Origin of the sequence: Pseudomonas sp. W2I6, from assembly GCF_030815935.1 — a bacterium.
Classification (GTDB): domain Bacteria; phylum Pseudomonadota; class Gammaproteobacteria; order Pseudomonadales; family Pseudomonadaceae; genus Aquipseudomonas.
On record NZ_JAUSXJ010000001.1, the window covers coordinates 4030745 to 4055717 of the forward strand.

25 protein-coding genes are annotated in these 24973 nt (G+C 62.5%); 14 read left to right on the forward strand and 11 right to left on the reverse strand.

Features of this window, described 5'->3' with window-relative positions:
* The first annotated feature begins 50 nt into the window (after window positions 1-50).
* Together QF039_RS18440 and QF039_RS18445 are read left to right on the forward strand one after the other, a co-directional pair.
* Window positions 51-179, forward strand: coding sequence for a hypothetical protein (locus QF039_RS18440; protein WP_307519946.1), 129 nt, complete (start codon window positions 51-53; stop codon window positions 177-179).
* On the forward strand, window positions 176-532 hold the full coding sequence (locus QF039_RS18445) for a type II toxin-antitoxin system HicB family antitoxin (RefSeq protein WP_307519949.1): 357 nt from the start codon (window positions 176-178) through the stop codon (window positions 530-532). Before QF039_RS18440 ends, QF039_RS18445 begins: the two co-directional genes overlap by 4 nt.
* Here the strand turns inward: QF039_RS18445 and QF039_RS18450 are convergent, their stop codons facing one another.
* The gene (locus QF039_RS18450; RefSeq protein ID WP_307519951.1) at window positions 533-1705 is read right to left on the reverse strand and encodes an MFS transporter; all 1173 of its coding nucleotides are present in this window, start codon (window positions 1703-1705) and stop codon (window positions 533-535) included.
* A 134-nt stretch (window positions 1706-1839) separates the two neighbouring features.
* Between QF039_RS18450 and QF039_RS18455 the strand changes: the two genes are divergently transcribed.
* A complete protein-coding gene (locus tag QF039_RS18455) occupies window positions 1840-2424 on the forward strand; it encodes a TetR/AcrR family transcriptional regulator (RefSeq protein WP_307519954.1) in 585 nt (194 codons plus the stop codon).
* A gap of 297 nt (window positions 2425-2721) precedes the next feature.
* On the opposite strand, the gene QF039_RS18460 is transcribed toward QF039_RS18455, so the two are convergent.
* From QF039_RS18460 to QF039_RS18480, 5 genes are all read right to left on the reverse strand, one after another.
* Window positions 2722-4233 carry an MDR family MFS transporter gene (locus QF039_RS18460; protein WP_003208170.1) on the reverse strand — a complete coding sequence of 504 codons (1512 nt, stop codon included), beginning with the start codon at window positions 4231-4233 and terminating at the stop codon, window positions 2722-2724.
* Window positions 4223-5353 carry an HlyD family secretion protein gene (locus QF039_RS18465; RefSeq protein WP_003208172.1) on the reverse strand — a complete coding sequence of 377 codons (1131 nt, stop codon included), beginning with the start codon at window positions 5351-5353 and terminating at the stop codon, window positions 4223-4225. The genes QF039_RS18460 and QF039_RS18465 overlap by 11 nt, the downstream gene beginning before the upstream one ends.
* Window positions 5350-6798, reverse strand: a complete 1449-nt coding sequence (locus tag QF039_RS18470) for an efflux transporter outer membrane subunit (RefSeq protein WP_307519958.1) — start codon at window positions 6796-6798, stop codon at window positions 5350-5352. The genes QF039_RS18465 and QF039_RS18470 overlap by 4 nt, the downstream gene beginning before the upstream one ends.
* Before the next feature lie 103 nt (window positions 6799-6901).
* Window positions 6902-9163: a beta-glucosidase BglX gene (gene bglX / locus QF039_RS18475; protein WP_307519960.1), complete on the reverse strand. Its 2262-nt coding sequence runs from the start codon at window positions 9161-9163 to the stop codon at window positions 6902-6904.
* 112 nt (window positions 9164-9275) lie between these two features.
* Entirely contained in the window at window positions 9276-10019 is a 744-nt protein-coding gene (locus tag QF039_RS18480; protein WP_307519963.1) for a helix-turn-helix domain-containing protein, read from the reverse strand.
* Window positions 10020-10181: 162 nt separating this feature from the next.
* On the opposite strand from QF039_RS18480, the gene QF039_RS18485 reads away from it, so the two are divergent.
* The 6 genes from QF039_RS18485 (at window position 10182) to QF039_RS18510 (ending at window position 15648) form a co-directional block, all read left to right on the forward strand.
* On the forward strand, window positions 10182-10982 hold the full coding sequence (locus QF039_RS18485) for a glucose 1-dehydrogenase (RefSeq protein WP_010166680.1): 801 nt from the start codon (window positions 10182-10184) through the stop codon (window positions 10980-10982).
* Entirely contained in the window at window positions 10975-12801 is a 1827-nt protein-coding gene (locus tag QF039_RS18490) for a glycoside hydrolase family 15 protein (RefSeq protein WP_008434531.1), read from the forward strand. The genes QF039_RS18485 and QF039_RS18490 overlap by 8 nt, the downstream gene beginning before the upstream one ends.
* 136 nt (window positions 12802-12937) lie before the next feature.
* Entirely contained in the window at window positions 12938-13399 is a 462-nt protein-coding gene (locus tag QF039_RS18495; protein WP_008434533.1) for a cysteine hydrolase family protein, read from the forward strand.
* A gap of 266 nt (window positions 13400-13665) precedes the next feature.
* Window positions 13666-14298 (forward strand): BRCT domain-containing protein, encoded by a 633-nt coding sequence (locus QF039_RS18500; RefSeq protein ID WP_087695346.1) that lies wholly within the window; start codon window positions 13666-13668, stop codon window positions 14296-14298.
* Window positions 14298-14690 (forward strand): VOC family protein, encoded by a 393-nt coding sequence (locus tag QF039_RS18505; RefSeq protein ID WP_003208182.1) that lies wholly within the window; start codon window positions 14298-14300, stop codon window positions 14688-14690. Before QF039_RS18500 ends, QF039_RS18505 begins: the two co-directional genes overlap by 1 nt.
* 49 nt (window positions 14691-14739) lie before the next feature.
* The gene (locus QF039_RS18510; RefSeq protein WP_307519970.1) at window positions 14740-15648 is read left to right on the forward strand and encodes an alpha/beta fold hydrolase; all 909 of its coding nucleotides are present in this window, start codon (window positions 14740-14742) and stop codon (window positions 15646-15648) included.
* Here the strand turns inward: QF039_RS18510 and QF039_RS18515 are convergent.
* From QF039_RS18515 to QF039_RS18525, 3 genes are all read right to left on the reverse strand, one after another.
* Window positions 15626-17821 carry an ATP-binding protein gene (locus QF039_RS18515; protein WP_307519972.1) on the reverse strand — a complete coding sequence of 732 codons (2196 nt, stop codon included), beginning with the start codon at window positions 17819-17821 and terminating at the stop codon, window positions 15626-15628. The two genes, QF039_RS18510 and QF039_RS18515, sit on opposite strands and share 23 nt — an antisense overlap.
* Window positions 17818-18405, reverse strand: a complete 588-nt coding sequence (locus QF039_RS18520; RefSeq protein ID WP_032899296.1) for a biliverdin-producing heme oxygenase — start codon at window positions 18403-18405, stop codon at window positions 17818-17820. Before QF039_RS18520 ends, QF039_RS18515 begins: the two co-directional genes overlap by 4 nt.
* A gap of 131 nt (window positions 18406-18536) precedes the next feature.
* Window positions 18537-19505, reverse strand: coding sequence for a GlxA family transcriptional regulator (locus QF039_RS18525; RefSeq protein ID WP_177067867.1), 969 nt, complete (start codon window positions 19503-19505; stop codon window positions 18537-18539).
* 90 nt (window positions 19506-19595) lie between these two features.
* Here QF039_RS18525 and inhA point away from each other — a divergent pair, with 90 nt between their 5' ends.
* Entirely contained in the window at window positions 19596-20276 is a 681-nt protein-coding gene (gene inhA, locus QF039_RS18530; protein WP_307519976.1) for an isonitrile hydratase, read from the forward strand.
* On the opposite strand, the gene QF039_RS18535 is transcribed toward inhA, so the two are convergent.
* Together QF039_RS18535 and QF039_RS18540 are read right to left on the reverse strand one after the other, a co-directional pair.
* Window positions 20273-20614, reverse strand: a complete 342-nt coding sequence (locus QF039_RS18535; protein WP_003208192.1) for an antibiotic biosynthesis monooxygenase — start codon at window positions 20612-20614, stop codon at window positions 20273-20275. The genes inhA and QF039_RS18535 overlap by 4 nt on opposite strands.
* A 27-nt stretch (window positions 20615-20641) precedes the next feature.
* Entirely contained in the window at window positions 20642-21271 is a 630-nt protein-coding gene (locus QF039_RS18540) for a LysE family translocator (RefSeq protein ID WP_307519979.1), read from the reverse strand.
* Between the two features lie 94 nt (window positions 21272-21365).
* On the opposite strand from QF039_RS18540, the gene QF039_RS18545 reads away from it, so the two are divergent.
* From QF039_RS18545 to QF039_RS18560, 4 genes are all read left to right on the forward strand, one after another.
* Window positions 21366-22691, forward strand: a complete 1326-nt coding sequence (locus tag QF039_RS18545) for a PLP-dependent aminotransferase family protein (protein WP_307519981.1) — start codon at window positions 21366-21368, stop codon at window positions 22689-22691.
* Between the two features lie 302 nt (window positions 22692-22993).
* On the forward strand, window positions 22994-23296 hold the full coding sequence (locus QF039_RS18550) for a DUF6124 family protein (RefSeq protein ID WP_003208197.1): 303 nt from the start codon (window positions 22994-22996) through the stop codon (window positions 23294-23296).
* Window positions 23297-23425: 129 nt separating this feature from the next.
* Complete coding sequence (locus tag QF039_RS18555) at window positions 23426-23941, forward strand: sigma-70 family RNA polymerase sigma factor (RefSeq protein WP_102369583.1); 516 nt, start codon at window positions 23426-23428, stop codon at window positions 23939-23941.
* A complete protein-coding gene (locus QF039_RS18560; RefSeq protein WP_177067864.1) occupies window positions 23928-24887 on the forward strand; it encodes a FecR domain-containing protein in 960 nt (319 codons plus the stop codon). The genes QF039_RS18555 and QF039_RS18560 overlap by 14 nt, the downstream gene beginning before the upstream one ends.
* The last annotated feature ends 86 nt before the right edge of the window (window positions 24888-24973 follow it).

Below are 24973 nucleotides of genomic sequence, written 5' to 3' on the forward strand. Positions count from 1 at the left end.
TGACGCAACCCATCAATTGCAACTACATTTAGTTGCAGGCGAGAATCGCCGTGTCGAAAAATGAAAAGCTGCTGGCCAAACTGCTCAATGAGCAATCGGCCTTTACCTGGCCCGAACTCGTCACGCTGCTGCGGCGCCAGATCATCGAACAATTGAAATCAGGAGAACTGATTCAGTGAACAACCAGCTGAAACACAAAGGCTACATCGGCTCCATCGAAGCCAGCATCGAAGACAACTGCCTGTTCGGAAAGCTGCTTTTCATCAAGGCCCTGGTCAGCTACGAGGGCAAAACCGTCGCCGAACTGGACGCCGCCTTTTGCACCGCCGTGGACGACTACATCGAGACCTGCCAGGCCCTTGGGCAAGCACCGGAAAAGCCCTGCAAGGGTTCGTTCAACGTCCGTGTCGGCCATGACCTCCACCTGGCCGCCGCCCTCGCCGCGATCCGGCAAAAAGTCACGTTGAACGATCTCACGCGCCAGGCGCTGAACGAATTCCTGCAACATCGCGGCGCACTGGTGACCGGGTAATCACCCCAGCCGCCGATACCCCAGCACCGCCGCCCCAAGCACCACCGCACCCGCCGCCAGCGCCACCCAGAACCCGCTGGGTGCGCCGAAGCGGTCGATCATCCAGCCGGAGCTGGCAGCACCAATGGCCACGCCGATGCTCAGGCCGGTGATCAGCCAGGTCATGCCTTCGGTCAAGCGGCTGGGCGGAACGATTTGTTCCACCAGGGCCATGGACACGATCAGGGTCGGGGCGAAGAACAGGCCGGAGATGAAGATCGCGGCCGCCAACCCCGGAATATTCGTCACCAGCAACAACGGCAACGTGGTCACGGCGGTGGCCACGCCGCAGTACAAGAACTGGCGCGGCAGCGGTGCTTTCAACTTGAGCGCACCGAACGCCAGCCCGGCCAGACACGAACCGATGGCGTATACCGACAATACAATGCTCGCCGCGGCGGGCTGGCCCTGATGCTGGGCGAACGCGACACTGACCACATCCACCACCCCAACGATGATGCCCATGGCCATCAACAGCACCACCAGGATCAACACCGAGGGCGAGGCGATCAGCCAACGGCCGTGCTCGGCGTGATGTTCATGCACCGGTGGCTCGGTCTGGCGTTGCAGCACAAAGGCGGTCACGCCCACTGCCAGAAACAGCGCGGCAATCAACGGCCCCGCTTCGGGGAACAGCAGCACGCACAGACCCACCGAGACCGGCGGGCCAATGATGAACACCACCTCGTCGAGCACCGACTCCAGGGCAAACGCCGTTTGCAGTTTGGGCTGGCCGCGATACAGCTCGGTCCAGCGCGCCCGCACCATGGCCGACATGTTGGGCATGCAGCCGGCCAGCGCGGCAAAGACGAACAGCGTCCACGTTGGCGCCTGCACCCGGGTGCAGAGCAACAGCAGCAGCAGCGCGCCGCCGCCGATGGACGCGGCCACCGGCAACACCCGGCCCTGGCCATAACGGTCCACCAACCGTGAGACCTGGGGCGCGCAAAACGCGGTGGCCAGGGCGAAGGTAGCGGTCACCGCACCGGCCAAACCGTAACCGCCGTGCACTTGCGACAGCATGGTGATCAAGCCGATCCCGGTCATGGAGATCGGCATGCGGGCCAGCATGCCCGCCAATACAAAAGCCCTGGAACCTGGCGCCTGGAACAGCTCGGCGTAGGGGTTTGCCATGGTGTGTAACCTCTTCCTGAGCGCCCTGAAACTTGCTATTCGAGGTTTTCGGGGCAAAATACATACGGTGCGTATGTGACAAATCATGCGTAACATACGCGTCGTATGTCAATCACCTATTGTGAGCCTTACCCATGAGCCGAGCCCGTGCCGACATGATCGAAGACACCCGCGCCCGCCTGATCGCCAGCGCCCGCCAGGCCTTCGCCACACAAGGCTACGCCCAGACGTCGATGGACGATTTCACCGCTCGCGCCGGCCTGACCCGGGGTGCGTTGTACCATCATTTTGGCGACAAGAAAGGCTTGCTGGCGGCGGTGGTTGCGCAGCTCGACGGTGAAATGGATGCGAGCCTGCAGCGTATCTCGGAACAGGCGGTTGATCCTTGGGAAGGGTTTTGCGAGCGCTGTCGGGTTTATTTGCGTATGGCTCAGGATCCCGAGGTCCAGCGCATTGTGCTGCAAGATGCGCCGGCGGTGCTGGGTGCCACCGACCAGCAGCAATGCGTGGACTCGCTGCGCCAGCTGCTCGATGACTTGATGCAAGCGGGCCTCATCGAGCAGGCGTGCAGCCAGGCGCTGGCGAGGCTGATCAATGGCAGCCTGGTGAGCGCATCGCTGTGGATCGCCCAGGATGAACACCCAGGGGCGCGGCTGGAAGAAGCCTTGCAAGGTCTGGAGTTGTTGTTGCGCGGGTTGGAGCCTAATGCCGTTCGCTGAACGAGTGCGGTCGGGGTTTTCAGGATCAGATGGGGTACATATCCGTTATTCAGGTAACTCTGCTTTTCTGTGGGAGCTGGCTTGCCTGCGATGCAGACAACTCGGTACATCAGGCACACCCAGTTGATGCCATCGCAGGCAAGCCAGCTCCCACATTGAACCGTGCCCGCTTTTGATTTTGCTGTTGCTCTTCAACACTCAAGCCGGCCGGTAGGCCGCTGTGCTCTTGATCTGCTTTTGATCTTGATCTTGGGCGCCCCGTTATTGCGCTCACTTGAATCACCCACAGCACTGCCCCTAGATACGCCGCAACATCAACGCCGCCACCCCACACGCCGCCAACGCCACGCACGCCAGAAAGAACGCATCACTGTAAGCCATCAAAAACGCCTGATGACGAACACTCTGGTCCAGCAGGTTCAGCACCACCTGATGTTCCGGCAATTGATCCTGCAGCACCCCGCCACCGGGAAGCTGCTGTTGCAAGGCCGGGTCAAACAGCGTCACCGACTCGCCAATACGCGCCGAATGCACCCGCTCGCGCACCACCACCAATTGCGCCAGCAGCGCCGTGCCGACCGCGCCCCCCAGGTTGCGCAGCATCGAGAACACCGCCGACGCCGACCCCGCCTGCGCCTTGGCCAGGCCGTGCACCGCCAGCACCGACAACGCCACCATGATCAGCGGCTGGCCCATGCCGCGCACCACGATCGAGGGCACGATCACATTGCTGGCGCTGTCCGCCGACAAGTGCGCACCCATCCAGCAGCCCAAAGCCATGATCGCGAACCCCGAGGCCACCAGCATTTTGGCGCTGACCCACTTCATCAGGCGCGGCAAAAACGGCGCCATGATCAGTTGCACCAGACCATACGCGATCAGGCTCACGCCAATTTCGCTGGCGTTGTAGTGCTGCAATTGCGACAGGTAGTTGGGCACCAGGAACACCAGGCCATAGGTACTGGCGCCGAAGATAAACATCGCCACGCTGGCCACCCCAAAGTTGTAATGACCCAACAGTCGCAGGTTGATAAAGGCGTGCGCGCCCCATAATTGCCGGGCCACGAAGCCGATCAGGCCCACCACCGCCAGCAGTGTCATCCACACGATAAAGGGCGAGCCGAACCAGTCCTTGCGCCCGCCCTCCTCCAGCACGATCTGCAACGCACCCAGGCCCAGCACCATGCAGCCGATACCCAGCCAGTCGCCCTGGCGCAGCAGGCCCAACTGCATCGGCTGGCGGTCAATGGACCAGGCCACCGCCGCCAGCAACGCGATCCCCGGGAACAGTTGCAGGTAGAAGATCCAGCGCCAGGAATACGCATCGGTCAGCCAGCCGCCAATCGACGGCCCGGCGGCCTGGGCCACACTGTTGGCCAGGCTGAACAAGGCCATGCCCAGCGGGATCTTGCTGGGCGGCAGCTCGGTGATGATCAGTTGGAATGACAAGGGAATCAGCACCGCCCCGGCCGCGCCCTGCACCACCCGGATCAGGATCATCACTTGCAGGTTGGGCGACAGCGAACACGCCACCGAGGCCACCAGGAATATCCCCGAGCCCCACAGCATCACCCGGCGCAGGGAAAACACCTGCACCAGCCACGCGGTGAGGGGAATCATGATGATCTCCGCCACCAGGTAAGCGGTGGAAATCCACGAACCCTCCTCAAACGTCGCGCCCAGTGCACCTTCGATTTCCGGCAGTGCGGCGCTGGTGACGTGCACGTTCATCCCGGCCATGAAGCAGCCGAACAGCCCGCCAATCACCGCGACCCAGGCGCGAAACGGCACACGCCCTTCAGCCTCCATGGACGTGCTCCTGGCTGGCGGCAGGGCGGGTATCAACCGTGGCAATCACCGACATGCCCGGCAGCACCCGCGACTCACCGGGTTCCAGGCGAATCTTTACCGGAAACCGCTGGACGATCTTGGTGAAGTTGCCGGTGGCGTTGTCCGGCGGCAACAGCGCGAACACGGCACCGGAGCCGGGAGCGATGCTTTCCACTTTGCCGTGCCAATGTGCGCCGGCAAAACTGTCCACCGCGATTTCCACCGACTGCCCCGGCGCCATGTGCTGCAACTGGGTTTCCTTGTAGTTGGCAATCACATAGGCCTGCTCCACCGGCACCACAGCCAACAGCGGCAGGCCGGGCATCACGTATTGCTGGCGCCGGACCTTGCGCTGGCCCACCACGCCGTCAAAAGGCGCGCGGATCTCGGTGTCCTTCAACGCATTGCGGGCCAGCGCGAGGTTGGCCTGGGCCTCGCCGATGCGTGCCTGATGCTCGACGATTTGCGCCTGCGCCTGTTGCCGGCGTGCCTGCAAGACCTGCAACTGCGCCTGCTGCCGCGCGACCTGGGCGCTCGCCTGGGCCAGGGCCGCCTGGGCCTTGGCCTGGCTGGCGCTGACGGTTTCCAGGTGCTGGGCGCTGGCCACCTGTTGCGCGACCAATTCACGATAACGCTGGTAATCGAGCCGCGCGCGCCGGGCTTCGGCCTCGCCACTGCTCAGTTCCGCCCGGGCCTGGGCGATGCGTTGCTGTTGCTCGCCCATTTGCGCGTCAAGGGTTTGCACCGATGCCTGCTGTGCGCTCGCTGCTGCTTGCGCCTGTTGCAGTTGCGCCTGGGCGCTGTTCAGACGCTCGGTGAAATCCCGCTCATCGATACGCACCAGCACATCCCCGGCCTTGACCGGCTGGTTATCTTCCACCAGCACCTGGGCTACATACCCGGCAATGCGCGGGCTGATAGCGACCCAATCAGCGCGCACATAGGCATCGTCGGTTTCTTCAAGAAAACGCCCCCATTGCCACCAGTACCCGGCAAAGGTTGCCAGCCCCACCAGCGTCGCGAGGGAAGCCGTGGTCACCAGGGCGCGACGATGACGTTGCATAACGGTCAGGCGAATGGGTTCAACAGCCTGGTTCATGGTTTGGCTCCATTGACAGCGACAGATAAGGGGGCGGTTGGATCGTCACGCTGCCAGCCGCCACCGAGGGCCTGGAACAGGTCGATCTGGCGGTTGATCAAGCGCAGGTCGGACTCGGCCACGCGGGCTTCAAGGCCCACCAGGCTGCGTTCGCTGTCCAGCAGTTGCAGGGCATCCAGCGCGCCGGAATGGTAGCCGCGGGAGGCCAGGTCGAAGGCGCGGCGGTTGTTGTCCAGGGCGGCGGCCAGGGCCTGCCCACGCTGCTGTTCGCCCTGGTACAGGGCCATGGCCTGCTCCACCTGCTTCAGTGCGTTGAGCACCGTACCGTCAAACCGTGCCAGGGCCTGGCGCGCTTCGGCCTGGCTCTGCCTGACCCGCGCCTGGGCGACCTGCCGGTTGGGAAAGCGCCAGGACACCAGCGGCCCGACGGAATACACCGTGGCGTAGCGGTCCCCGAGTTTGCCCAGGCTGCTGGCGGACGAACCGAGCATCGCGCCGAAGGTGATCCGCGGGTAAAGCTCGGCGCGGGACAGGCCCACCGTCAAGGTGGCTGCGCGCAATTGCCCTTCGGCGCGGCGGATGTCCGGCCGCCGTTGCACCAGCGCCCACCCCTCGCCCACCGGCAACGCAGCCTGCAACTGCGGGCTGTGGGCACAGCTGCGCGGTGTGACCTGCTCCGGCGACAAACCGCTGAGCACGGCCAACTCATACAACGCACTGCTGCGCCGGGCCTTGAACATCGGCAGCGGTGCACGGGTTTCTTCCAGCAGGCCTTGCAAGCGAGTCAGGTCCAGGTCCGTCGCCGCGCCAGCCTTCTGCAGCTTTTGCGTGACCGCGACGCTCTGCTCCAGCAACTGCACCGAGTGCGCCTGCACCTGCTCCTGCACTCCATACACACAGGCCTGGGCATACGCGCGGGCCGTCTGCGCGGCGACTGTCACCCGTAACTCGTCTTCCAGCGCCCGCGCCACCTGGGCATCCGCCCGTGCGGCGGCAATGCGATAACGCACCTCGCCCCACAGGTCGAGGGTGTAGCTCAGGGAAAACTCAGGCGTGTGGCTCCATTCCGCACCGGCATGACCGTTGGTGGCCTGGGCCAGGGTCTGGTCATCCCGGCTGCGACCGTAGGCCAGGCCATAGTCCAGAGAGGTAGACGGCAGGCGCTCGCCGTCGACCTGTTCCAGCCGCGCCAGCAAGGCGTCGACGTGGGCGGCAGCGGCTTCAAGGTCTTTATTCTGGCGCAAGGCCCGCGCCACCAGGGCGTCCAGTTGCGGGTCGCGGTACAGCTGCCACCAGCGGGCGGGTAATGGCTCGGCCGACTCGACGGATAGCCGCGGCGAGGGCTGCGCGGTGACGGTCGACGGCTGGCCGGACACGCCACTGCACCCGGCCAGCACACTCAACAGGGCGATGGGCATCCATGGATGAAAAGAAGGGCTGTGCATCACAAGGCTCGCTCAAGAAGGAGCCTTGCAGATTAGGCAGGTGGTCTGTCCGATTCGCCCGCGTCAGGGCCATGTGTCGTCGCTAACCGGACAATATGTTTGCTTAACGCAACTCGAAGCTTTGCTCCTGTACGTCCTGGGAGTCCAAGCCGATCTGCACCTTGAACTCGCCGGGCTCGGCAACGTAGTCCAGCTGGGCGTTGTAGAACTTCAGGTCGTTCTCATCCAGGGTGAATTCAATGATCCTGCGCTCACCGGCCTTGAGCATGATTTTCTCGAAACCCTTGAGCTCCTTGACCGGCCGGCTGACCGAGGCGACCAGATCACGGATATACAACTGGACAACCGTTTCACCGTCACGCGGGCCGGTATTGGCCAGCGTGATACGCGCCTTGAGTTGCTCTCCCGCGCGCAATACCGACGTTGACAACTGCAAGTCGGAAAGCTCGAACCGGGTGTAGCTCAACCCATAGCCGAAGGGATAAAGCGGGCCGTCGGGTTCATCGATGTATTGGCTCATGTATTTCCAGGGCGCAGCAGAATCAAACGGGCGCCCTGTATTCAGGTGGTTGTAATAGAGGGGGATTTGCCCGACCGACCGAGGAAATGTCATCGGCAACTTGCCTGACGGGTTGTAGTCGCCGAACAGCACATCAGCGACCGCATTGCCGCCCTCCGTACCACTGAACCACGTTTCCAGCAGGGCGTCGGCCTGTGCCTGCTCCCGGGTCAAATCCAGGGGACGGCCATTCACCAGCACGATCACCAACGGCTTATCCAACGACTTCAGCGCACTGAGCAATCGCCGCTGACTGGCGGGCAGGTTGATACGCGCGCGACTGATAGACTCATCGTTGACGCTCCAGGGTTCGCCGACAACCGCCACGATGACCTTGGCCCGACGCGCCACCTCCAGTGCCTCGTCCAGCAGCGCCTCAGGCGAACGCGGGTCCAGATCCAACGGCGTGTTGTAGTGTTTCAGGCGTTCGGACAACTGGGTGTCCGTGGTGAAATTCGCGCCCTTGGCATAGAGCAGCGGTGCCTTGCCTTCAACCGCACGAGCCAGGCCTTCGTAGATACTGACCACGTTCCGCTCGTCACAATCACCGCAATAACTGCCCAACAGGTCGCGCCGGCTTTTGGCAAAGGGACCGATCAGCGCAATGCTGTCCTGCTTGTTCAACGGCAGCGTCTGATGGGCGTTTTTTAATAGCACGAAGGTCTTGCGAGCAATGTCCCGGGCGGCGTCTCGCTGCAGGCGCGTTGCAATGGGAGGCAACTCTGTGCGGTTGAGATTTCGATACGGGTTGTCGAACAGCCCCAAGTCATACTTCAGTCCCAGCACATTCCGCACAGCCTCATCCAGCACCCCGACATCAACTTCCCTCGATGCAACCAATCCAGGCAAATACCTGGCATACGCGTCATCGCAGAGTTCCATGTCGACACCTGAGCGCACCGCCAACGCCGCAGCCTGCCTGACATCACGGGCAACACCATGCAAAACCAACCCCTCAATTGCCCGGCAATCACCCAATGTCACGCCGACAAACCCCCACGCCTGCCGCAGTACATCCTTGATCAGCCACCGATTGGCGGCAGCCGGAACACCATCGATGGTATTGAACGCAATCATTGCCATGCCTGCTCCGGCTTCGACCGCGGCGCGATACGGCGCAAAGTAAAACTGGTACATGTTCGCCTTACTCATATCGACGCTGTTGTAATCCTTGCCACCCTCGACCGCACCGTACAACGCGAAGTGCTTGATGCCGGCCTTGAGGCTGTCGGTTGTGCGAGGATCATCCCCTCGATACGCCTTGACCATGACACCCGCGATACGAGAGGCCAGGAAGGGATCCTCCCCGTAACCTTCCGAGACTCTGCCCCAGCGAGGGTCGCGGGTAATGTCCACCGATGGGCCAAACGTCAAATGAACACCCTCGGCGCTTGCCTCCTGGGCGCTGATGCGTCCCGCAAGGGCAATCGCCGACATGTCCCAACTGGCCGCGAGCGCCAGGCTCACCGGGAATATCGTATGCAAGCCATGAATCACATCCGCCGCAAAGAACAGCGGGATTTTCAACCGGCTTCGCTCCATCGCCACTTGCTGCAACGCCCATCCATAAGGTGGCGAAGGCGTGCCACTAATTCCACCCACCAAACCACTGGCAATCCCCTCCCGAATGCTGGCTCCGGTCCGCTCCCGGTCAATGCCAATCAGCTCCAGCTGGCCGACTTTCTCGGCAACGGTCATCTGCCCGAGCAAATGCTCAATGAACGCAGCCTTGTCGAGCGGCGCCCGCGCCATGACGTGGCTGCCAGACAGGCTGACAAGCAGCAACAGCAGCAGGATCTTTCCCATGAGGCCCATCCTTTGGACACATCAGTGACTGCCTGCAGCGTTGAGCATTGGAGCATGGGTGTCTACTGTCAGAATTCACAGGTAGGTTGCCTTTCCACCACGGCAGGAAAACTTACCCAGCCGGCCGAAAATGACTTGGCGGATAACCCAGCGACTTGCGAAACATCGCACTGAACGCACTCGGGCTCTGGTAACCATGCTCCAGCGCCACCTCCAGGATCGACACGCCCTGGGCCAGCAACTTCAAGCTCAGGGCCAACCGCGCACGCTTGCGCCATTCACCGAAACTCATGCCCAACTCCCGCTGGAACACTCGGCTCAGGGTGCGGGCGCTCATGTTCAGGCTGTCGGCCCAGGATTCCAGGCTGCTGTCGTCAGAGGGGTTGCGGATGAAATGCGTGCACAGCCTGGCGAGCCGTGCTTCGCCAGGCACCGGCACGTGCATCGCCACCACCGGCGCGGCGAGCAGTTCCATGCGGATCAACTCGATCATGGCCTGCAGACGCGGGCTGTGGTGCCCGGCAATCTGCGTGGCGGCGACGATCAGCTCCCGCAGCAACGCCGACACTTCGATCACCTGACAGGTGCGCCCCAGCCCCGGCTCGGCCTCGGGCATCAGGAACAGCGTGCGCATATGCACCTCGCCGGCCATGCGGATTTCGTGCGGGGTTCCGGCCGGCACCCACAGCGCATGCCCGGAGGGCACCAGCCAACTGCCCTGGGCGGTGCTGACCACCATCACCCCGGACACGCCATGGATCAGCTGCGCCTGGGCATGGCAATGGGGGTGCACCACGTCGTCGTTGCGGTAATTGTCGGCATAGGCTTCAAGCCAAGGGCGGGGTTGGCGGTTCATCGGCTCAGGTCTCGCATCAATCAGGCGTTGATTCTAGCGAAAAGCCCTGTGGCAAAAACGATAGATATAGACAGCCATCGTCGCATTCCAGACAGCCGGTGAACTTGTGGCCCACGCCATCAGTCAGCTAATTGGGCACTCTGAAAAAGGTTGGGTGGGGCAATGCGCATTTCGTTGGAGCAACAAGTGGCGCTAGTCACCGGCGCGAGTTCCGGGATCGGCGCGGGGGCTGCCAAGGCCCTGGCGGAGGCTGGAGCTGCCGTGGTGTTGAACTACAACGCCCAGGCGGCGCCGGCTGAAGCACTGGCGGCGCAGATCAATGCCAACGGCGGCCGGGCGATTGCAATTGGCGCCGATGTGTCGAAAGAGGCGGATGTCGAACGCCTGTTTGCGCAAACCCTTGAGGCGTTTGGGCACCTGGACATTCTGGTGGCCAACTCGGGCATGCAGAAAGATGCCGCTGCCGTCGACATGACCCTCGACGACTGGAACGCCGTGATCGGCGTCAACCTCACCGGCCAGTTCCTCTGCGCCCGCGCCGCCTTGCGCATCTTCAATCGCCAGGGCATCCGCGAAGGCGTTTCCCGGGCCGCCGGGAAGATTATCCACATGAGTTCGGTGCATCAGGTGATTCCCTGGGCCGGCCACGTGAATTACGCCGCTTCCAAGGGCGGCGTGGAAATGCTGATGCGCACCCTGGCTCAGGAAGTCAGCCAGCAGCGCATCCGCATCAACGGCGTTGCGCCGGGGGCGATTCGCACGGCCATCAACCGCGCCGCCACCGAAGGCGCGGCCGAGGTGGAGCTTCTCAAGTTAATTCCCTATGGCCGCGTGGGTGACGTCGAAGATGTCGCCAATGCGGTGGTGTGGCTGGCCAGTGATGCCTCCGACTACGTGGTGGGCAGCACCTTGTTTATTGACGGCGGCATGAGCCTTTATCCGGAGTTTCGTGGCAATGGTTGATCTGAAAAACGAACCACAAAGTGCCATTGATGCCCACGGCATCATCGGCGACATGCGCAGCGCGGCGCTGGTGAACGATAAGGGCAGCATCGATTTTTTCTGCTGGCCGGAGTTCGACAGCCCCTCCATCTTTTGCTCATTGCTGGACTCCCCCGCCGCCGGCATCTTCCAGCTCACGCCGGACCTGCCCGACGCCCGCCGCGAGCAGATCTACCTGCCCGACACCAACGTGCTGCAAACCCGCTGGTTGAGTAATGACGCGGTGGTGGAAATTACCGATTTCTTGACCGTCAGTGAAGAAGTTGACGACCTGCCGATCCTGATTCGGCGGGTGCGGGTGGTCAGCGGCAAAGCGAGCATCCATATGCGCTGCGCAGTGCGTCATGACTACGCCCGCGCCCAGACCCGGGCCACTCAAGATGACGGCGACGTGTTGTTTGAGGCCGCAGACCAACCCGGCCTGCGCCTGACCAGCAGCCACACCCTGCAGTTGGATGGCGACGCTGCCGTAGCATCCTTTGAACTCGGCCAGGAAGAAGGCGCCGAGTTTGTCCTCGGCGGGCTGGACGATGCCCGAGTCAAAAACGACTGCACCGACCTGTGCCTGGAGCGCACCCTGAAGTTCTGGCGCGGCTGGATTTCCCAATCCAACTACCGTGGGCGCTGGCGCGAGATGGTCAATCGTTCGGCCCTGGCCTTGAAGCTTTTGACCTCGCGCAAACACGGTGCAATCCTCGCCGCCGCCACCTTCGGCCTGCCGGAAACACCCGGCGGCGAGCGCAACTGGGACTACCGCTACACCTGGATCCGCGACGCCTCGTTCACCGTCTACGCGTTCATGCGCCTGGGGTTTATCGAGGAAGCCAACGGCTACATGCGCTGGTTGAAAGGCCGGGTGGGTGACTGCTGCGATCAGCCGATGAAAATCAACATCCTGTACGGTATCGACGGCCGCCAGGAACTGCCGGAAACCGAGCTGAGCCACCTCAGCGGCCACGGCGGCGCGCAACCGGTGCGCATCGGCAACGAGGCGTACGACCAGGTGCAACTGGATATCTACGGCGAGTTGATGGACGCGGTATACCTGGTCAACAAATACGGTGAGGCCATCTCCCACGAGGGCTGGAAGCACACCGTGGAAGTGGCCGACCAGGTCTGCGAAACCTGGAACCACAAAGACGTCGGCATCTGGGAAATGCGCGGTGAGCAGCATCACTTCCTGCACTCAAGGCTGATGTGCTGGGTGGCCCTGGACCGGGCGATTCGACTGGCGTCCAAGCGCTCGCTGCCGGCGCCGTTTGCCCGTTGGGACCAGACCCGCCAGGCGATTTACGCCGATATCTGGAGCAACTTCTGGAACGAAGAACGCGGCCACTTCGTGCAGCATATCGGCAGCACCGCGCTGGATGGCTCGATGCTGTTGATGCCACTGGTGCGCTTCGTTGCGGCGACAGACCCGCGCTGGTTGTCGACACTGGAAGCGATCCAGAAAAGCCTGGTGCGCGATGGGATGGTTTATCGCTATCGCAACGACGACAGCCAGATTGATGGGCTACAAGGCACCGAGGGCGCGTTTGCAGCGTGCTCGTTCTGGTACGTGGAATGCCTGGCCCGGGCCGGGCAAGTGGAGAAGGCGCATCTGGAGTTTGAACAGTTGCTGCGCTATGCCAACCCGCTGGGGTTGTATGCCGAAGAATTTGATAACCAGGCACGGCATTTGGGCAATACACCGCAGGCGTTGAGCCATTTGGCGCTGATCAGCGCAGCGACGTTTCTGGACCGGAAGTTGAGCGGGGTGAAGACGGTTTGGCAGCCTTGAGCCCGAGCACAATCTCAAGGCAATTGAGTAACCTTGTGGGAGCTGGCTTGCCTGCTCCCACATGACCGCGCCAGACTTGGAGACGAGGTGTACCCGGTGCACAATGCATGGTCCTTCGATCTATACCAGGATGCCAATGCGCCAAGTCCTACTGATCATCGATGTACAACCCTCCTTCGCCCCGCCCGACTGGCTGGTAATCGGCATCAACGCCCTGCTGGGTCGCATGCCGTCAGTGGCCACCGTAGAGCGCCACGACGAAAACATAACCCCCTTCGCTCGCCAACTCGGCTGGCAACCGGCGCCCGACGACGACAGCCTGATCGCCGCTGACCATATCTTCATCAAACACGGCTATGCGCCCACGCCCGAGACCATCAGCCACCTGAAAAGCCTCGCGCCAGACCGGGTGTTGGTGTGTGGCATCCAGACTGACACCTGTGTGCTGGCGGCCGGGTTTGCGTTGTTTGATGCCGGATTACAGCCCACGCTGATCAGCGATTTGACCGTGGGTTCGTCGCTGGATCGCTCGGGGAAACTGGGCGCGGATTTGTGGCGACACCACTTCAAACACGTCATCACCCACGCAGAGATTTAAGTCAGCCCCTCACTGTGGCGAGGGAGCTTGCTCCCGCTGGGTCGCGAAGCGGCCCCAAGAAGCTCAACGCCATCTAACTCAAAGAACACATTCAACAAAACCTGGGGCTGCTGCGCAGCCCAACGGGAGCAAGCTCCCTCGCCACAGGTTATTTGGCAAACATCACAACATGTGTGTATATCGGTTTCACCATCAACGCGAAACCTTCGGCCCATGCTGAGCTGGACCGAGACCTGGCAAAGCACTGACTTAAGGAGCATGGACGCATGACCGATCTTCATCAGGAATTCGAACGCAGTCACCTCTTCCACAAGGCGCGTATTGATCGGCGCTCTGCCGACGCATTACTCGGCGTCACTGCCGGCCTGGTCGCCGACGGAAACATCAATCAGATGGAAGCAGCGTTTCTAAAGACCTGGATAGAAACCCATCTGCTCCAGTTGGAAGACCCGGTGGTAAACATTCTTTATCAGCGCCTTGCCAGCATGTTGAGTGACGGTGTTCTCGACGCGGAAGAGTCCGCAGAACTGTTGGAAATGCTGCATCAGTTTTCCGGTATCTCGGTGGGGTCACCTCAACGCCCCTCTGCTGTCAGCAGCCTGCCGCTGAACAATCCGGCTCCGACACTGGAGTGGCAGGACCGGACTTTTTTGTTTACCGGTGTCATGGCGTATGGGCCTCGCAAAGAATGTGAGTTACTTGTCGTCGAACGCGGCGGCCTTATCGGCAACTCGGTAAGCAAGAAGGTTCATTTTCTCGTGGTCGGGAGCGTTGGTAATGAACAATGGCTCCATAGCTCATATGGAACAAAGATCAAAAAAGCCGTCGAGTTAAGAAATAGCGGTATTCCGATCGCTATCATCAGTGAAACCCATTGGCAGCAGGTGTTGTTCGGTTGATGCCCATTATCTCCATCCTGATTCACGTCCCCGACTGGCGTGCCGCCACGGAGTGGTACGCCGCGGCCTTCCCTACCGCCACGCGCATCTACCATGAGCCCGACGATTTCGGTCACTTGGACGTGGACGGCGTTGCCCTCGAAATCGTGAATGCAGACAACAAGGTCGCCAGCGGCGCGGCCGGGTCGGTGGTGTATTGGCGGGTGACGGACCTGCTTCACGAGGTACAGCGACTGGTCACGTTAGGCGCCACGTTGTATCGCGGGCCAATGGAAGTCGAGGGCGGCGAGTGGATGTGCCAGGTGCGCGACCCTTGGGGTAATTGCATCGGCTTGCGCCAGGCCGGTCTAGACAAGTCAAGCAATTGCAGCCTTTCGAACCACACTCGGTAACCCGCCTGGTCTACAGTTCCAACACTTTCCCTCCACCCTCGGAGCCTCCATGCCCACCCTCCAAATACGCACGCCCATGCTCGATATCGCCTACGAAGCCCATGGCCCGGAAGGCGGTGAGGTGGTGATCCTGCTGCATGGCTTCCCCTACGACCCTCGTGGCTATGACGAGATCGCCCCGGTGGTCGCCGCACGTGGCTACCGGGTATTGGTGCCATACCTGCGCGGCTATGGCCCGACGCGCTTTATCAACGATCAGGTGATGCGCTCCGGCCAACAAGCAGCGCTGGCCAAGGATTTGCTGGATTTCATGGATGCCCTGTCCATCGAAAAAGCCACGCTGGTGGGCTATGACTGGGGCGGACGCGCGGCGTGTATCGTTGCGGCGCTTTGGCCTGAACGGGTGCGCGGCCTGGTGACGGGCGATGGCTACAACATTCAGGATATCGCTGCGTCGACCAAGCCTCGGGCGCCGGAAACAGAGCATCGGCTGTGGTATCAGTTTTACCTTCATACCCAACGGGGTGTCGACGGACTGACCGCCAACCGGCGTGAGTTCTGCCAGTTGCTGTGGGCGCTCTGGTCGCCGTCCTGGGCCGAAGGGCCGAGCCTGTATGGCAAGACAGCGCCCTCGTTTGATAACCCGGATTTTGTCGAGGTGGTGGTCCATTCCTACCGTCATCGCTTCATGTACGCGCCGGGTGATCCGGCGCTGGAAAGCATCGAGCAGGCCCTGGTGCAGCCACCGTCGATTTCAGTACCGAGCATCTCGTTGTGCGGCGCCGATGACGGCGTAGGTCCGGCCCCGGTCGAAGATGACGACCTGGAAAATTTCAGCGGGTTTTATCGGCGCGAGGTGTTGGCCGGCGTGGGCCACAACATTCCCCAGGAGGCGCCCCAGGCAACCCTTGAGGCGATCTTCGAGCTGCTGAGCCTCAGCCCCCGGCCGAAATCCTGAAGCTGAACACGCTGCCCTGCCCCACCACGCTTTCAGCCCACAGGGTGCCGCCGTGGGCTTCGACGATGCCGTGGGAGATGTACAACCCCAGCCCGCTGCCGGTGGGGTTGCCCTCGCGTGAGGTCCAGTAGCGGTCGAAGATATACGGCAACTGCGCCGGGTCGATGCCGATGCCGTTGTCGCATACCCGAAACAGCACTTCGTCCCCCGCCGCCTCGGCAATCACCTCGATCACTCCGCCCACCGGGGTGAATTTCAGGGCGTTGCCCAGTAAGTTGGAAAACACCTGGAACAAGCGCTCCGGGTCGGCCTGGGCACTCAGCCCGTCCACTGAGCGCCAAGTCAGGTCCAAACCCTTGGCCGCCGCCAGCGGTTGCCACATCGAACAGATCTGGTCCAGGGTTGCCGCCACATCGAGCCGTTGCAGCGAAACGCTGTAGCGCCCGGCCTCGATGCGCGAAATATCGATCAGGTCTTCCAGCAGCGTGTTCATGCGGGCGGTGGCGTTTTGCATGGTTTCAATCGCGGTGGAGAGGCGCCGGTTCGCCTTGTTGTCCTCGGCGGGCACCATGCTGCGCATCATGCCGCATTGCATCAGCAGGATGGTCAGCGGGCTGCGCAGGTCATGGGAGACCACCGCCACCAGCTCGTCACGCGCCCGCACCGCAGCATGTTCGCGTTGCACCTGGCGCGCCAGGTCATGCTCCAGGGCATTGCGCCGCAGGCTCTCCACCGCCTGTAGCTCCGACAGCGACCAATACAGCGCCTTGCCGTCGACCTGCTGCTTCCACAACTCAAACGACAGGCGCGGGCTCAAGGTCGTGCTGCCCGGTTCCTGATGTTTGACCGGCTGGCCGCTCCACTCCACCGAGGACTGCACCTCCGGGCGAAACCACATCACCGCGTTGTCCACCGGCTTGGGCAGGCAGAACGCCAACAGGCCGCTGGCATGGGCCTGGTAGGCCGCCGCCGGGGGAAAGTCCACCGACAATTGATGGCTGTGCACCACGCCTTTGCCCTGTCCGCGCACCCACTGGTACAAGGCGTGGATTTCAGCACGTGCAGGGCAAACGCCGAACACATGCAGGCGCTCTTCCACCCGTATCGCCAGGCCACCGGCGGCGGTCAGGTTCAGCAGCGTTTGCGCATAGGGCAACAGGCTTTCCATCACATCGCACTGGTCCGCGGTCATGGCGGCGACCAACTCTTCGACCATGGCGGCCTTGTCACGTTGTTGGCGGCGCTCCTGCTGCTCCTGGAGCAACGTGATCTGCATCGACAACAACTGGCCGATGCTGGTGCACGCCGTGCGCAGTTCATGGGGCACGCGCAACGGCTCACGGTGACCACAGGTGATCAGGCCCCAGAGCTGGTCGTCCTTGAGCAGCGAAATGCTCATGGAGGAACGCACGCCCATGTTCTTCAAATAATGGCAGTGCACCGGGGACACGCTGCGCAACACGGCGAAGCTGAGGTCCAGGGGCTGGCCGTTGTCGGGGCGCAGGGCCGGCAGGATCGGCACCGGCTGGTACTCAGCGTCGGGAATCGCGCGGATCCAGTTCAGCCGGTACAGCTCGCGGGCCTGGGGCGGGATGTCCGACGCGGGAAAACATAATCCCAGGTACGGCTGCATGCCGTCGCTGAGGGCCTCGCCAATCACTTTGCCATGGCCTTCCTGCTCGAAGCGGTACAAGGTGACCCGGTCATAACCGGTGAGGCTACGAATCTCGGTCACGCTGATCTGGTACAAGCTGTCGAGCGTCTTGGCCGACTGCAAGCGGCGCAGCGTTCGGGACAGCTGCTTCACAGCGCTGTGCTCAAGCGTGAGGCTCCGCTCCAGTTCGAGAAACAGCAGGCCTTGATGACGATGCAGCAGGATGTCGTAGGCGTAGCCATCCAGCGTCAGTTGATGCACCTCCTCCTCAAAGGCGTCCAGGTCTGCCAGGGCACGACTCACCTGTACTGCCGCTTCGCTGCCCAGCACACTTGCCAGCGCCTGGCCCGACAGGCGTTGCGCGTCCAGGCCCAGCGCGACGCTCAGGTTGCTGCTGGCTTGCAGCACCTCAAGCGCCGGTTCGCTCAGCGTCAACAACAACCCGTGAGGCTGGATCGAGCCGGGGATATGGATGGGCTCGCTGGCGCAATCGTCGATCAGCGTATCGACCGTGGTCATCGCAGCACCCCGCAGCGGTCCAGCCACTGCTCGAAACAGAGGAAGGTCGACTCGGCGACCTTCACCGCCTCCACGCGCTCGTACGCGGTTCGCAGCGGGTCAAGGCACGCCATAAAGCGCTGCCACAGGGCGCTGGTCTCGGCCCCGTACACATTCATGAACGCGCCGCCATTGGTGGAGCCCACGCCAATCTTGATCTCGATCAGGTCGCGCAACACCTGGCCGCCGAGGGTGGCGCCTTCCAGCACATAGAGGGCGCCCAAGGCCTGGGCCACGTTGGTGATGGCGGGCAGTTCGGGGCATATCGGCAAGGCATCGATCTGCAGGTTTTCCAGGCCCAGCGCCCGCAAATCAGCCTGCAAGTACGGGGTTTTGCTGCGCCGTCCCCATTCCAGGTCAGGGATGATTTCACCCCACGGCGCCAGGGCTCGCTCCAGCGGCTGATAGAAGCCGTAATAGGCACTCATCAACTCGCGGTACAGCGCAAGGTCCATGCGGGAAAAAGGCAGCCGAGTGTCGAGACGTCGATGCAGCGCAGCGGTCGCCGCGCGTAGTTCGACAAGGACAGGAGGTAGTGAATTCATGAGCTGTGCGCACGCCGGGAAGGTTCAAAACCGCGACGTAGAGGCCTGGGATCAAGACACTGCGCAATGGACTGTGAGTAACATAGCACCTTGATACAAAAACGTACCTATTCGTTCAAACAGGCTTCGCTTCAACCGGGTGAGGAAAACCGTTCGCGGTAGGCCTGGGGCGTGATCGACACCGCCCGCAGGAAGCTGCGGCGCATGGTTTCTTCGCAGCCAAAGCCGCAGTGCACGGCAATACGTTTGATCGACGCGCTGCTGTCGGCCAGTTGCCGGCGGGCGGTTTCCACACGGATCAATTCGACGGCCCGCGCCGGCGTCTGGCCGGTTTCGGCGCGGTAGTGGCGCACGAAGCTGCGCTCGCTCATGCCCGCCTGGGCGGCCAGTGTGGCAACGTTCAAATCGAGGGTCAGGTGTTCAGCGATCCAGGCGTGCAGCTCCGCAAAACGGCTACCGCCCTTTTGCAGGGATAACGTCACGCTGAACTGCGACTGCCCACCGGGGCGCTTGAGAAACACCACCAGGTGCCGCGCCACTTCCAGGGCCACGGCGCGGCCCAGGTCTTCTTCCACCAGTGCCAGGCACAAGTCGATGCCGGCAGTCACGCCGGCGGAAGTCCACAGGTTGCCCTGCTGGATGAAAATCGGGTTGGCCTCCACCGTCAGTTGTGGGTATTTGCGCGCGAGCTCTTCGCAGCGGGTCCAGTGAGTCGCCACGCGGCAGCCGTCGAGCAAACCACTGGCGGCCAGCAGAAAAGCGCCGGTGCACACCGAGGTGATGCGTCTGGCCTGGGTGGCTTTTTGCCGAACCCAGTCCACCAGCGCCGGATCTTCGGCGGCCCCGTACACGCCCCACCCGCCTGCGATCACCAACGTGTCGCACGGCGCATCGGCGGCCGGCAACGGCTCGGCCACCAGGGCCAGGCCCGCCGAGGTCATCACCGGCTCGGCCTGGGCGGCAATCACACTGACCGCATAGGGCAACGGCAAACCCTGCTGGCGCGCCAGGTCATTGGCCGAAGCAAACACTTGCAAGGGCCCGGTGACATCGAGGACCTGCACATTGGCAAAGGCGAGTACGTTGATGATTCTGGGCATGTTGGCGCAATTCGTGGGCTCAATGGCGTATGCGCCAAAGCCTAGGTGACTAGAGTGAAGCCGTCCATCCCTTTATCAGGAGCAGTCCCCATGACCTTGCAGCTCGGCTTTTTGTTGTTCCCCGGCATCCAGCAACTGGACCTCACCGGGCCCTACGACGTGTTGGGATCGCTGCCGGATGTGAAGCTGCATCTGGTGTGGAAGGACCTCGCGCCGGTCACCTCCAGCACCGGCTTGGTGTTTACCCCCAGCACCACTTATGACGAGTGCCCGACGCTGGATGTGATTTGCGTGCCCGGCGGTTCTGGCGTCGGGGCATTGATGGAGGATGAGCAGACCCTGGCGTTTCTCAAGACACAGGCCCAGACCGCGCGCTATGTGACATCGGTGTGCACCGGCTCCCTGGTGCTGGGTGCCGCGGGCTTGCTGCGCGGGCGTCGCGCGACCACTCACTGGGCCTACCACGACCTGCTCGCACCGCTCGGTGCGATCCCGGTGCAGGAGCGCGTGGTGCGTGACGGCAACCTGTTGACCGGTGGCGGGATTACCGCCGGGATCGACTTTGCCCTGACCCTGGCCGCCGAGCTGTACAGCGAGGCGGCGGCGCAACTGGTGCAGCTGCAGATTGAATACGCCCCGGCGCCGCCGTTCAATGCTGGCCGGCCCGAAACCGCACCGCCGCATGTGCTGGAGGAAGCCCGCAAGCGCACCGCCGAGTCGCGCAAGACCCGGGGTGAAATCGTGGCACGGGCGGCGGCCAGGTTGGGTTAAGCGTTCGCCCGCCCGTGGCGGTCGGCGGGCACCAGATGCCCGATGGTGCCGTCCCCATACGCCCGCTCCACTTTGGAAATCACCACGTGATAACCGCCGTACCAGCGGCGGTATAGGCGCTTGGCTTCCAGGTGGGTCGGGTGGCTGGCAAAGGCGCGAATGGAGGCCTCGTCACGCCAGTAATAACTGGCGTTGATCAACCCGCCATCCGCCGAACGCCACGACTCGGCCCCCACGTATCCCGGCAGCCTTGCTGCCAGTGCGTCGATCAGATTCGTGAGGCGCTGGAACTCGTCATCCCGTTCGCCGGGCTTGTAGATAAAGGCTGCGATGTACATGGGTAACGTCCTTTTATGAGTGATGTTTCACGTCGGGCGAGACATCAATGCCAAGCGCACGGCCAGCACCATCAGCACGGTTGCCAGGCCCCATTTCTGTAAGCCTGCGCTCCCCGGTTTGCCGGCAAAAAACCGGCTCACCGCCCCGCCAAAAATCCCCAGCACGGCATGAAACACACCGCTGATCAGCGTCAGGATGATCCCCAGTTGCACCAGTTGCAGCGCGATGGGGCCCGCCTCGGGGCTGACGAATTGCGGCAGGAACACCATGAAAAACAGCAACGCCTTGGGGTTGAGCAAACTGTTGAGCATTGCCCGCACAAACACCCGGCCCAGCGGCACGCGGCTGACGTGGGCCGCGTCCAGGGCGGGCGTTTTCTGCAGGGTCTTGAACACCAGCCACAGCAGGTACAACACCCCGGCGTAGCGAATCAGGTCGAAGGCCGGCGGCCAGCTGGCGACCAGAGCGGTCACGCCGGTTGCGGTCAGTGCCGTGAGCAGCAGGTCCGCCACGCTGATGCCCAACCCGGATGCCACCCCGCCACGCCAGCCATGGGTCACACCGTGGCTGATGACGAAGGCCATGTTCGGGCCCGGGGATAACAACAGCAGCAGGACTGCGCCAGAGAACACAGCCAGGGTTGCGAGGTCGATCATGCTCAAGCCATCCGCCGGGAAAGCCTGTAGATTAATCAGCCCACCTGATACAAACAAAAAATTGATCTAGATACACTTTACACAGGAACGCACCATGGCTCAGGTCCGCTACAAACTGATCGTCGATGAACTGGCCACGCGGATTCGCGCCGGACAGTTGCCGCCGGGCACCCAGTTGCCGACCCTGCGTAGCCTGATGAACAGCCATCGCATCGCCCTCGCCACTGCCTTGCGGGTGTACAGCGAACTGGAGGCCAGCGGCCTGGTGGTGGGTGAACCGGGACGCGGGACGTTTGTGCGCGACACCACATTGCTGCGGGGCATGGGCCTGGTGCAACAACCGCTGCAACCGGGCACCGTGGACCTGAGCCTCAACTACCCCTCGTTGCCGGGCCAGGCCGAGATGCTGCGCGACGGTTTGCGTGCCATTGCCGCCTCGGGCGACCTCGATGCGCTGCTGCATTCCGCGCCGCAGGGTGGCCGTGCCCATGAACGACAGACCGCCGCGCGGCACCTGCGCAATCGGCAGATTCGCGTGAGTGGCGAGCAAGTGCTGATCGTCAACGGTGCGCAACAAGGCCTCGCCGTCAGCCTGATGGCGCTGCTGCAACCGGGGGATGTATTGGCGGTGGATGCGCTGACGTATCCCGGGTTGAAAACCCTGGCCCAGTCCCAGCGCATCGACCTGGAGCCGCTGCCGCAACCGGCTGGGCATACGGATCTGGATGCGCTGGAGGCTTTGTGCAAACGGCGCCCGGTGCGGGCTTTTTATTGCATGCCCACGTTGCACAATCCGCTGGGCACAGTGATGGGTGAAGCCGACCGCGAGCGCCTTGCAGCGTTGACTGAACGCTACGATTTTCTACTGATCGAAGACGGCGCCTACGCCTTTCTCGCCGAGCCCGCACCGAAGCCGTTGTTTACTTATGCGCCGCTGCGCACGGTGTATGTGTCTGGCCTTTCGAAGAGTGTGGCGTCGGGGTTGCGGGTGGGGTTTATCGTCGCGCCCAAGGCGTGGGTGCCGGCGCTGGAGCAAGCGATCCGTGTCTCGACCTGGAGCACGCCGACGCTCACGGTGAACCTGGCGTGCCGCTGGATAGAATCCGGTGCAGTGGATGCACTGGAAGAGCACAAGCGCCAGGATGCGCGCCAACGCCAGGCGCTGGCCCGGGAGGTCTTGCGAGGGTGTGAGGTGATTGCGCATCCGGCGTCGTATTACCTGTGGCTGGTGTTGCCGGAAGGTCTGCGGGCGGATGCAGTGGTGGCTGCGCTTGAGGGCCAGGGTGTGCGGGTCACCAGTGCCGAGCCGTTTGCCTGTACGGCCCATGTGCCGCATGCGTTGCGGGTGGCGCTGGGGTCGATTGACTTGGCGACGTTGAGAATAGCCTTGGGGAAAATTCGCGAGGCAATTCGGATATGAATAAAGGGCCAGCAGGGTAAATCCCTTTGATTTGCGGGACATTTCCGAGACAATCTTTCGGCCTTGTGCCTGCCGGAACCGGTGGCTAGTCTTCGCCCCGTCACTGCTCATCAGTGATCGGGTTTAGTCGCCCGGATCCGAAAAGGCGCATGTCCCATCATGAGGTTTTATGGTGGCTGTGCGCAGGGCACCTTCGGGTGCGCCGGTTTTTCCTTTTCGGCCGGTCGACTAACCTGCGTACAGCCGCCACCCTACGTTTAGTCGCGAAGGGGTCGGCTCCTTAACCGAAAAGGAGTTACACCATGAATAAACCCGTCCCCGACCCACCCATCGACCTGCTCAAAAACCGCGCTGCCTTCAATCGCGCCCTCGAACATTACCTGCCCTCCCAGGGCTTCCATACCGTCAACGAAGACCTGAGCTTCGAAGACTCCCTGCTCTACACTGCCAGCCTGCTCAGCAGCGCCTCGGCCACCGCCCTCGACTGCGGCGAACTGCTGCAAAGCCCCGAGCGGGCAAAGTTGCTGGCGGTGTGGCATTTGCTGGAAATTGCCAAGACCACCGTCGACCGCTCGATTGAGTGTTTGCACCTGCGCAAGGCTTAGCCGCAACCCCGTCAAGCCTGTGTGGGTTTGTGCATCCGGCCAAATCCACACGGCAACGATTGCCCAATCCTCTGGCCAACGCATAGAATGCGAACCGTTATCAATTAAGACGCCCGCGCCAGGATGCCCATGTCGAGCGACCACCCACTGGATCATGCCGCCATCGGCCAGCTCTACCATGCCCATCATTCCTGGCTGCGCGGCTGGTTGAGCCGGCGTACGGGCTGCCGTGAGCATGCCGCCGACCTGGCGCAGGAAACCTTCGTGCGCCTGCTCAATGCGCGCAAGCAGCAAGCCTTGCTGCAACCCCGGGCCTACCTGAGCAGCATCGCCCGCAGCCTGATGATCGACCAGTATCGCCGCCGCGAACTGGAGCGTGCCTATCTGGAGAGTCTCGCGCATTTCCCGCAAGTCGAGGTGCCGTCGGAAGAAACCCGCCTGCTGATCCTCGACAGCCTGGAGCGCATCGACCGCCTGCTGGACCAACTCAAGCCACGGGTGCGCGAAGCGTTTTTGCTGGCGCAACTGGACGGCCTGACCTGCCAACAGATCGCCCTGCGCCTGGGGGTGTCCAAGGCCACCGTGGAACGCGACCTGGCCAAGGCACTGCATGCCTGTTATCGGTTGCGTTATGCCGAAGGCTAATCCGCCATTGGTGGACCAGGCGATCCAGTGGATGATCAAGCTGCGGTTCAATATTGCCGATGACGCCACCACCGCTGCCTTCGAACGCTGGCTTGAAACCAGTGGCGATCACCAGCAGGCCTGGCAACGGGTCTCGTCGATGAGTGACGAGTTTGCGCAGTTGCCGGCACAGGTCGGCCGCCATGCCTTGCAAGGTGCCCGCCAACGCATCAGCCGCCGTGAAGGGTTGAAGTTGCTCGGGCTGTTCGCCGGTGCCGCAGGGCTAACTTGGTTCGGCCGCGACTACACGCCATTGCCCGGCCTGCTGGCCGATTACCGCACCGACACCGGAGAGCGGCGTTGGGTCGCCCTCGACGATGGCAGCCGTATCCAGCTCAACAGTGCCAGCGCCATCGACACAGTCTTCAACACCGAAAGGCGTCTGGTGCAGTTGCGCCAGGGTGAAATCCTGATCGACATGGGCGCCGACGGTAGCGCGCCACGGCCCTTCTGGGTGCAAACCCGTGACGGTTATCTGCGCGCCTTGGGCACCCGGTTCATGGTGCGCGAGGAGCCCCACGGCACCTTGCTCGCCGTGCAAAAAGGCAGCGTCGCGGTATTCGCCGACAGCCATCAGGCCAGCGCACGTGGCGTGATACAGCCCGGCGAGCAAATGCTGTTTGATCGAAACGGCTTGCGTCCACCCGCCACCACGGGCCTGGATCCCTGGGCCTGGAGCGACGGTGTGATCAGCGCTCACAACATGCGTCTGGACGATTTCCTCGCGGAGCTGAGCCGTTACCGCACTGGGCTGGTGCGCTGCAGCGAAGCGGTCGCCGGCCTGCGTGTGTCCGGGACTTACCAGTTGGACGATACCGATCAGGTCCTGACCCTGGTGGCACAGGCACTGTCGGTGAACATCACCTATCGCAGCCGTTATTGGGTGACCGTCGCCGCTCGTGCATGACCTTCCGAAAATAAATGAGGTGAATTCTCATCTTCGCTCGACCTGTAAGGAAAGGCCGATCAACAGGCCGATTCTGTCCACTTCCT

Bases quoted from the DNA above. Each gene is read 5' to 3' on its own strand.
- QF039_RS18450 (WP_307519951.1), bottom strand. From the start codon at position 1,705: ATGGCAAACCCCTACGCCGAGCTGTTCCAGGCGCCAGGTTCCAGGGCT.
- QF039_RS18455 (WP_307519954.1), top strand. From the start codon at position 1,840: ATGAGCCGAGCCCGTGCCGACATGATCGAAGACACCCGCGCCCGCCTG.
- QF039_RS18460 (WP_003208170.1), bottom strand. From the start codon at position 4,233: ATGGAGGCTGAAGGGCGTGTGCCGTTTCGCGCCTGGGTCGCGGTGATT.
- QF039_RS18465 (WP_003208172.1), bottom strand. From the start codon at position 5,353: ATGAACCAGGCTGTTGAACCCATTCGCCTGACCGTTATGCAACGTCAT.
- QF039_RS18470 (WP_307519958.1), bottom strand. From the start codon at position 6,798: ATGCACAGCCCTTCTTTTCATCCATGGATGCCCATCGCCCTGTTGAGT.
- bglX (WP_307519960.1), bottom strand. From the start codon at position 9,163: ATGGGAAAGATCCTGCTGCTGTTGCTGCTTGTCAGCCTGTCTGGCAGC.
- QF039_RS18480 (WP_307519963.1), bottom strand. From the start codon at position 10,019: ATGAACCGCCAACCCCGCCCTTGGCTTGAAGCCTATGCCGACAATTAC.
- QF039_RS18485 (WP_010166680.1), top strand. From the start codon at position 10,182: ATGCGCATTTCGTTGGAGCAACAAGTGGCGCTAGTCACCGGCGCGAGT.
- QF039_RS18490 (WP_008434531.1), top strand. From the start codon at position 10,975: ATGGTTGATCTGAAAAACGAACCACAAAGTGCCATTGATGCCCACGGC.
- QF039_RS18495 (WP_008434533.1), top strand. From the start codon at position 12,938: ATGCGCCAAGTCCTACTGATCATCGATGTACAACCCTCCTTCGCCCCG.
- QF039_RS18500 (WP_087695346.1), top strand. From the start codon at position 13,666: ATGACCGATCTTCATCAGGAATTCGAACGCAGTCACCTCTTCCACAAG.
- QF039_RS18505 (WP_003208182.1), top strand. From the start codon at position 14,298: ATGCCCATTATCTCCATCCTGATTCACGTCCCCGACTGGCGTGCCGCC.
- QF039_RS18510 (WP_307519970.1), top strand. From the start codon at position 14,740: ATGCCCACCCTCCAAATACGCACGCCCATGCTCGATATCGCCTACGAA.
- QF039_RS18515 (WP_307519972.1), bottom strand. From the start codon at position 17,821: ATGACCACGGTCGATACGCTGATCGACGATTGCGCCAGCGAGCCCATC.
- QF039_RS18520 (WP_032899296.1), bottom strand. From the start codon at position 18,405: ATGAATTCACTACCTCCTGTCCTTGTCGAACTACGCGCGGCGACCGCT.
- QF039_RS18525 (WP_177067867.1), bottom strand. From the start codon at position 19,505: ATGCCCAGAATCATCAACGTACTCGCCTTTGCCAATGTGCAGGTCCTC.
- inhA (WP_307519976.1), top strand. From the start codon at position 19,596: ATGACCTTGCAGCTCGGCTTTTTGTTGTTCCCCGGCATCCAGCAACTG.
- QF039_RS18535 (WP_003208192.1), bottom strand. From the start codon at position 20,614: ATGTACATCGCAGCCTTTATCTACAAGCCCGGCGAACGGGATGACGAG.
- QF039_RS18540 (WP_307519979.1), bottom strand. From the start codon at position 21,271: ATGATCGACCTCGCAACCCTGGCTGTGTTCTCTGGCGCAGTCCTGCTG.
- QF039_RS18545 (WP_307519981.1), top strand. From the start codon at position 21,366: ATGGCTCAGGTCCGCTACAAACTGATCGTCGATGAACTGGCCACGCGG.
- QF039_RS18550 (WP_003208197.1), top strand. From the start codon at position 22,994: ATGAATAAACCCGTCCCCGACCCACCCATCGACCTGCTCAAAAACCGC.
- QF039_RS18555 (WP_102369583.1), top strand. From the start codon at position 23,426: ATGTCGAGCGACCACCCACTGGATCATGCCGCCATCGGCCAGCTCTAC.
- QF039_RS18560 (WP_177067864.1), top strand. From the start codon at position 23,928: ATGCCGAAGGCTAATCCGCCATTGGTGGACCAGGCGATCCAGTGGATG.